Genomic DNA, 7,303 nt, shown 5'->3' with positions numbered 1-7,303 from the left:
GCCCGGCCGCCCAGATGTTTTTATTGTGACGGCGCCCTGAGATAACTAAACCTCTGTTTTGGTCGGTAGCGTGAGTTTTGTTTATGCTACTGGCCCGTTCCGTTCGATCATGCGGGCATGTCTCTTTCGAACACCCTCGCCCGCGTGGACGCGGACCTGGCCGCCGGGCGGGTGCCGATGGCGCGTCAGCGGCTGCGTGGGCTCGTCTCGTCCTTTCCGTGCGACCTGACCCTGCGCCGCCGGCTCGCCGAGGTGTACCGGCTGTACGGGGACGCGGCGGAGGCCGGGCGCTGGATGTACCTCGAAGAGGACCGGCGGGAGGACGAGACGGTCGCGTTCGAGGAGCGGTACGGGTCTCCCGCGCGGCGGATGAAGGCCCTCGCCTGGCGCGGGCCCGAGGCGCTCGCCGCCACCGCGTTCGCCCGGGGGCGGTTGGCGGCGGTGCGGGCCGCCCGCGCCGGGGAGCTGGGGCGGCCGGTCGACTGGGACGATCCCGCCTCGTACGAGGAGCGGGCGTACGGAAACCCCCCGCTGGAAACCGGTGGCTGGACGTTCAAGGGCGTGCTGATGGGCGGCGGGTGCGCGGTGGGGGTCCTGCTGCACCTGGCGATCTGGGTGGTCGGGGTCGTCACGATCCTGGACTGAGCCTCCGACCAGCGTTCAGGTGTGGTCGAAGCCCCCGTCCCCGCCCGCCCTCGCGCCCTCCGGCAGGTCCGGCGGGGTGTACGAGGCCAGGGCCGTTCCGTCCGGGTCCGGGCGCACCGCTCCGAGCAGCGGGTTCGCCGCGACCGGGGAGACCTTCACCTTCGCGCCGGGGCGCGGGGCCTGGACCACCAGCCCCTCGCCCAGGTAGACCGCCACGTGCGTCGCGCCCGGGAAGTAGACCACCAGGTCCCCGGGGCGCAACTTCGCGAGGGGGACCCGGGGGAGCGTCGCCCATTGCTCCTGGCTGGTCCGGGGGATCCTCCGGCCCGCCGCCGCCCACGCCCGCTGCGTCAGCCCCGAGCAGTCGTACGCGTCCGGGCCCTCCGCCCCCCATTCGTACGGCTTGCCGATCTGCCCCACCGCGAACCTCAGGGCCTCCCCGCCCGCCCGGGACGGGGTGCGCGGGCCGTCCAGGACCCCGGAGCCCAGCAGTTCGCGCTGGGCGCCCGCGGTCTGCGCCCGCTCCAGTTCCGTGAGCCGGGTGAGCTGGGTCGGGGAGAGGCCGGCGAGCAGCTTCTCCACCTCCCGCAGCTTCTTTCGGACCTCGTCGCGCCGGGTGCGCTGTTCGGCGGCGAGCCGCCGCTGCCGGTCCAGGGCCTTGCGGGAGGTGCTCGTGAGCGCGTCCGCCCGCCGGGCCGCCCCTTCGAGCCGGGCGACGGCACCGGCCCGGTCCCGCCCCGCCCGGGCCGCCAGCCGCTCCCGGTCCATGGCCGCCCGCGCGTCCGGGGCGAAGAGCACGTCCAGGTACGAGGAGAGCTCCGACCTCCCCTGGTACTGCTCCCGGGCGATCCGTCCGGCCTCGGCGCGCTCCCGGTCGAGGGCCGCCCGCGCGCCGGTGAGCCGGGCCGCGAGCCTCTGCGTGTCGGCGGTCTGGAGCTTCAGCGCCTCCTTGGCGGCGTTGTAGCGCTCGGTGGCCTCCTCGGCCTGCCGGTAGAGCGTGCGCAGGCGCGTGAGCAGGCCGGTGACGGAGGTCCCGCCGGGGGGCGCGAGGGCGGCGGCGTCGTCTTCGGGTTCCGGGTCTTCCGGGTCTTCCGTGTCTTCCGGAGCGGTGGGAGCGGCCGGTACGGGAGCCTCGGGGACCTTCGGGTCCACCGGACCCACCGGTTCCAGCTCCGGGTCCGGCCGGGCGACCGGGGCCTGGGCCGGAGGCTCCGTGGGCGGGTCCGCCGGGTCGGCGCCCGCCGGGACCGCCCCCGTGAGCGCCGTCAGCGCGGCGAGCGCTCCCGTGCAGACCGTGCGCAGCAGCCTTCGTGACACGTCACCACCTCCACGGGGATGATGACGGTTCACTTCATCCGATTACCGTACGAACGGGGGCGCGTCCGGCGCCCTCACCCGGTCGGCCCCATCCGGTCGGACCCATCCGGCCAGTCTCATCCGGACGGTCTCATCCGGACGGCCTCATCCAGCGGGTCTCATCCGGTCGGACCGGAGCCGCCGGAACCCCCGGAGCCCCCGCCCGGCTTCGACCACGGCCACTTCAGCTCGCGCCGCTCCCGTCCCCCGGGGGCGTACTCGTACACCCAGCCGCGCTGGAGCCCGAGCCGCTTCGTGTAGCCGGCGGGCTCGCGCCGGTAGGCGTACACCGTCGGCGGGTTCCCGTCGTGCGCCGGGACCGGGACCTCGTACCACTTCGGCGGGTGGCCGGTCGGGCCGAGCAGGATCGGCAGGACCCGGCCGTCCAGGGGGCCGCCGCGGAAGGGGGTGTTCTCGCTTCTCACCCCTCCAGTCTCTCCCGCCGCGCCCGTGACGGGTTCACCGTCCCGCGACGGGCCCCCGCGTACGGGGCCCACCGTCCCCGCCCACGGCTCACAGCAGGTGGGCCGCCTCGCTCACCACCGGGATCACCCGGCGGGCCAGGGCCGCCACCGGCCCCTCGGCCGTCTCCTGGGCGAGCAGCCGCCGGACGACCGCCATCGTCTCCTCGTCGCCCGCCGCCGTCGCGGTCAGCAGGGCGACCAGGTGGTCCACCATCCAGTCGCGCAGCTCCGCTGCCGGGGGCTGCTTCTCCTCGCCCAGCCAGATGAGCGAGGCGGCCTCCACGGCGGCGATCCACGTCCGGACCAGCATCCCCAGCCGGAGGCCCGGCCGCTCCACCCCGAGGTGGAGGAGGATCTGCTCGGCGCCGGCCCGCCGCACCTCGTCCACGATCGCGGTGGTCTGCGGGGTCTCGACGACGCTGCCGCCGCGCAGCAGCGCGCTGAACCCGGCGTCGTACTCGTCGACGAAGGCCAGGTAGCGGTCGAGCACCCGGCCGAGCCGCTCCGTGGGCGGTCCGGCGAGCGGCTCGGCGAAGCAGTGGTTCAGGGCGTCGGCGGAGGAGCGCAGGGCGGCCTCGTACAGCTGCTGCTTGCCGCCGGGGAAGTACCGGTAGACGAGGGGCCGCGAGACGCCGGCCGCCTCGGCGACGTCGTCGAGCGAGACGTCCTCGGGCGTCCGGTGGGCGAAGAGCCCCAGGGCCGCTTCGAGGAGCTGGCCGCGCCGCTCCTCGACGCTGAGCCTGCGGTACGCGGGCGTGGCGGGACTCGTCATGCTCCGCAGCGTAACCGCGCGCCTTCCCGGCGGGGCGCGCGGTCCGGTTCCCGGGGCCGGCATGACCGGTGGGGCTCGCATGACCGGCAGGACCCGTAGGACCCGCATGACCGGCAGGACCGGCAGGACCGGCAGAACCCACAAGACCCGCAGGCCCCGCAGGACCCCCTCACGCCAGCAGTCCCGACGACCTCCACAGCCGCCGTCCCGGCCCCCGCAGCAGCCCCACGTCGTCGAGGAAGTCCGTCAGCCGCTTGGCGCCCGCCTGCATGACCTCCCGCCGGTGCCCGCTCGCCCGCACCTGGGCGACGGCCTCGCGCCGGTCCAGGCCCACCGCCTCGTACACCCCCGGGTTGACGAAGCAGACCGAGAAGACCCGGGCCGCCTCGCCGCAGCTCAGCCGGGTGAACTCCCGCTCCCAGCGCGGAGCGGTCACCATCTGGCGGCGCAGCTCCTCGCGGGCGTACCGCACGTGGCGGGCCTCCTCCACCACGTGGATCCGCGTCACCCCGCGCACGAGGGGCTGCACCCGCTCGTCCGGGAACGTCAGGCGCTGCATCCAGTCCAGGATCTCCTCGCCGAGCAGCGTGGCGGCGAAGGAGCCCGGGGTGGTGGAGACGCTCTTCAGGACCCTCGCGAGGTTGTGGTAGACCCTCGGCACCGGGTACTCGGGGGTCCCGCCGCGCCGGATCAGCCGGGCGAACATCATCGAGTGCCGGCACTCGTCGGCGATCTCGGTCAGCGCGTACCGCACGTGCTGGCTGGTCAGCGGCTTGTCGTAGACGTGCCGGACGAGCAGCTGCATGAGGATGATCTCGAACCAGATCCCGAGCGAGGCCAGCGAGGCCGCCTCGTGGCGCGAGAGGTCGAGCCGCTGCTCCTCGGACATCCGGCGCCACAGCGGGGTGCCGTAGAGGGAGACCAGCTCGGGCGGCCAGAACCACAGGCCCTCCTCGAAGGGCGCGTCCCAGTCCAGCTCGGTGTCGGGGTCGTAGGAGTGCCTGCGCGAGGACTCCAGGAGGCGTTCGGCGACCTGCTCGCGGTCGCGCAGCGGTCCCAGCGCGTCCCGGAAGCGGGTGAAGTCGGGCTCGGTGAAGGGGGTCATGGCGGGGACACCTCGCGCTGCTCGCCGTCGCGTTGCCGTGGGTCACCCGTTATTGGACTGCTCGTCAGCAGAGTCGTCAATCCTTCGCGCGCCTTCTCGTACGAGTTGTTGACGGACCGTCAACAGCGTGTGAGCCTGCTGGGGTCGGACCGAAGCCGGTCGGCAGAAGGAGTCGTCCATGTCGACGCACGACCTCTACGCGAACGCCCCCGACGGAGCCGTCTGGGACGTGCCGGCCGCCGGCGCCGCCCGCTTCTCCTGGGACTACGACGACGGCCGCGACCGGCTCCTCGCCCTGTACCGGAAGGGCAAGGACAAGCAGTGGGACGGCGCCACCCGCATCGACTGGGACCTGGAGGTCGACCCGTACGACCCGCTCGGCACCCCGGACGAGGCCCTGGACCTCCACGGCACCCGCCACTGGGCCAAGCTGACCGAGAAGGACCGGGGCGAGCTGCGCCGCCACTACTCCTCCTGGCAGTTCAGCCAGTTCCTCCACGGCGAGCAGGGCGCCATGATCTGCGCCGCCCGGATCGTCGAGTCCGTCCCCGACCTCGACGCCAAGTTCTACTCGGCCACCCAGACCATGGACGAGGCCCGGCACGCCGAGATCTACGGCCGGTTCCTCCACGAGAAGGTCGGGATGCTCTACCCGATCGACGACAACCTCAAGGGCCTCCTCGACGACACCCTGCGCGACTCCCGCTGGGACATGCCCTACCTCGGCATGCAGGTCCTCATCGAGGGCCTCGCCCTCGCCGCCTTCGGCATGATCCGCGACACCACCGACAAGCCGCTGCCGAAGCAGATCCTCGCGTACGTGATGCAGGACGAGGCCCGGCACGTGGCCTTCGGCCGGATGGCCCTGCGCGACCACTACCGGCAGCTCTCGGACGCCGAGCTCCGCGAGCGCGAGGAGTTCGTCATCGAGGGCTGCCACCTGATGCGCGACCGGCTGCGCGCCACCGACGTCCTGGTGAACTTCGGCGTCGCGCGCAAGGAGGCCGAGGAGCTGACCGAGCGCAGCGAGTTCCTCCGGCTCTTCCGCAAGCTGCTCTTCAGCCGGATCGTCCCCTGCGTCAAGGACATCGGCCTGTGGGGCCCGCGCCTCCAGAAGGCCTACCTGGACATGGGCGTCTTCGACCTCGGCGACTCCAACCTGGACCTGCTGATGGCCCAGGACGAGGAGGCCGCGGAACGCCTCGACGCGGAGCGCTTCGCGGCGGAGGAGCGGGACCGGGCGGCGGAGGTGACGGCGGCGATCGAGGCGGGAGGCCGCGAGGCGGGGAGCGGCGAGGCGGGCGCGGAGTGACCGTGGGGTGAGGTGACCGCGCGACGGGATGACCGTGGGGTGGGGTGGACGGGGTGACCGTGGGGTGGGGTGACCGCGCGACGTGGTGGCCGCGCGGCGGAGTGACCGTGGGACGGAAGCCCCCGCGCGGAGGCCCGCGTCCTACCTCCTCCCCTCCGCTTCGAGCCGCAGCGCCTCCTCCATCACCGCCTTCGCGACCGGTGCCGCGCTGCCGCCCCCGCTGATGTCCGTACGGGAGGCCTCCGCGTCCTCGACGACCACCGCCACCGCCACCGCCGGCCGGGCCGAGTCCTCGCCCTGCGCCCAGGCGATGAACCAGGCGTAGGGGGTGCCGGTGTTGCCGAAGCCGTGCTGGGCGGTGCCGGTCTTGCCGCCGACCCGGGCCCCCGGGATCGCCGCGTTCGCCCCCGTCCCGTCCTCCACGGCCCGCACCATCAGCTCCTGGAGCCGGAGCGCCGTCGAGGGGTTCATCGCCTGCCGGTAGGCGCGGCGCGCGGTCCGCTCCACGGTCGCGCCGCCGGAGGTCGTCGTGCGGTCGACGAGGTGCGGACGGGCGATCTCGCCGTTGTTGGCGACCGCCGCCGCCACCATCGCCATCTGCAGCGGGGTCGCCGTCGTGTCGAACTGCCCGATCGACGACAGCGCGAGCTGGTCCGGGCTCATCTCCCGGTCGAAGTTGGACTTCGCCACCCACGACGGCACCCGGAGCGCCGTGTCGTTGAAGCCGAACCGCTCCACCGCGTCGACCATCCCCGTCAGACCCACCTCCACCCCGAGCCCGGCCATCACCGTGTTGCACGACCACTGGAGGGCGTACGCGAGGGAGGCGTCGCCGCAGCCCTTCGCCTCGTTCGGCAGCACCTGCCGGGTGCCCGGCAGCACGAACGGGTCCGGGGTGTCCGTCGGCGCGTCCACGTCCCGCACCGTGCCCGCGTCCAGGGCCGCCGCGGCCGTCACGATCTTGAACGTGGAGCCGGGCGGGTACGTCTGCCGCAGCGCCCGGTTCAGCATCGGCCGGTCCGGCGCGGAGTCCAGCCGCTTCCAGGCCTCCTCGACTCCCGGGCCCGTCCCGGAGAGCACCCCCGGATCGTACGAGGGCGAACTGACGAGCGCCAGGATCCGGCCGGTGGCCGGTTCGACCGCCACCACCGCGCCCCGCTTCCCGTCGAGCCCCCGGAAGGCCGTCTCCTGCATCGGCGCCCGGATCGTGGTGACCACGTCGCCGCCGGGTTCCCGGCCCCGGGTGAGGCCGTTCAGGAGCGGCAGCGGGGCCAGCATCGGCTCCGTGCCCGCCAGAACGGCGTCCTCGGCGTTCTCGACGAGCGTCGTGCCGTACGTCTGGGAGGCGTGGCCGGTCAGCGGCGCGTACAACGGCCCCTGGCGGTAGGTCCGTTCCCAGCGGAGCTGCTGCCCGCTGTCGCGGGAGCCCGTCACCGGCTTCCCGTCGACGACGATCGCGCCGCGCGGCTGCTCGTACCGGCTGATCGCGATCCGCCGGTTGGCCGGGTTGTCGTCGAGCGACCCGGCCTCGACGACCATGACGCGGCCCGCGTTCACGAGCAGCGCGGCCAGGAGGAGGAGGCAGAGCGCGGCGGCGCGCCGGATGTACCGGATCACCGGGGGGCTCCGGGGACGGGTCGGAGTGCGCG

7 protein-coding genes are annotated in these 7,303 nt (G+C 73.8%); 2 read left to right on the top strand and 5 right to left on the bottom strand.

Going from position 1 to position 7,303, the window contains the following annotated elements; translation table 11 throughout:
- Positions 1-117 precede the first annotated feature (117 nt).
- Positions 118-645, top strand: a complete 528-nt coding sequence (locus ACWGSR_RS29050; RefSeq protein WP_453570702.1) for a DUF6584 family protein — start codon at positions 118-120, stop codon at positions 643-645.
- A gap of 15 nt (positions 646-660) precedes the next feature.
- Here ACWGSR_RS29050 and ACWGSR_RS29045 read toward each other — a convergent pair whose 3' ends face one another.
- The 4 genes from ACWGSR_RS29045 to ACWGSR_RS29030 all read right to left on the bottom strand — a co-directional run bounded on the left by ACWGSR_RS29045 (position 661) and on the right by ACWGSR_RS29030 (position 4,342).
- Complete coding sequence (locus tag ACWGSR_RS29045) at positions 661-1,962, bottom strand: NlpC/P60 family protein (protein WP_453570699.1); 1,302 nt, start codon at positions 1,960-1,962, stop codon at positions 661-663.
- A gap of 158 nt (positions 1,963-2,120) precedes the next feature.
- Positions 2,121-2,426, bottom strand: a complete 306-nt coding sequence (locus ACWGSR_RS29040; protein ID WP_376237008.1) for a hypothetical protein — start codon at positions 2,424-2,426, stop codon at positions 2,121-2,123.
- A gap of 88 nt (positions 2,427-2,514) precedes the next feature.
- A complete protein-coding gene (locus ACWGSR_RS29035; RefSeq protein ID WP_376237005.1) occupies positions 2,515-3,237 on the bottom strand; it encodes a TetR/AcrR family transcriptional regulator in 723 nt (240 codons plus the stop codon).
- A gap of 169 nt (positions 3,238-3,406) precedes the next feature.
- The gene (locus ACWGSR_RS29030; RefSeq protein WP_453570694.1) at positions 3,407-4,342 is read right to left on the bottom strand and encodes an AurF N-oxygenase family protein; all 936 of its coding nucleotides are present in this window, start codon (positions 4,340-4,342) and stop codon (positions 3,407-3,409) included.
- Positions 4,343-4,520: 178 nt separating this feature from the next.
- Here ACWGSR_RS29030 and ACWGSR_RS29025 point away from each other — a divergent pair, with 178 nt between their 5' ends.
- Complete coding sequence (locus ACWGSR_RS29025; RefSeq protein WP_453570691.1) at positions 4,521-5,654, top strand: ferritin-like domain-containing protein; 1,134 nt, start codon at positions 4,521-4,523, stop codon at positions 5,652-5,654.
- 141 nt (positions 5,655-5,795) lie between these two features.
- Here the strand turns inward: ACWGSR_RS29025 and ACWGSR_RS29020 are convergent, their stop codons facing one another.
- Positions 5,796-7,271, bottom strand: a complete 1,476-nt coding sequence (locus ACWGSR_RS29020; protein WP_376236996.1) for a penicillin-binding transpeptidase domain-containing protein — start codon at positions 7,269-7,271, stop codon at positions 5,796-5,798.
- Positions 7,272-7,303: the final 32 nt, after the last annotated feature.

It is taken from the genome of Streptomyces sp. NPDC055632 (assembly GCF_053618675.1).
Note: the sequence above shows the minus strand (reverse complement) of the source record. Positions and strands in the feature narration are given on the sequence as shown.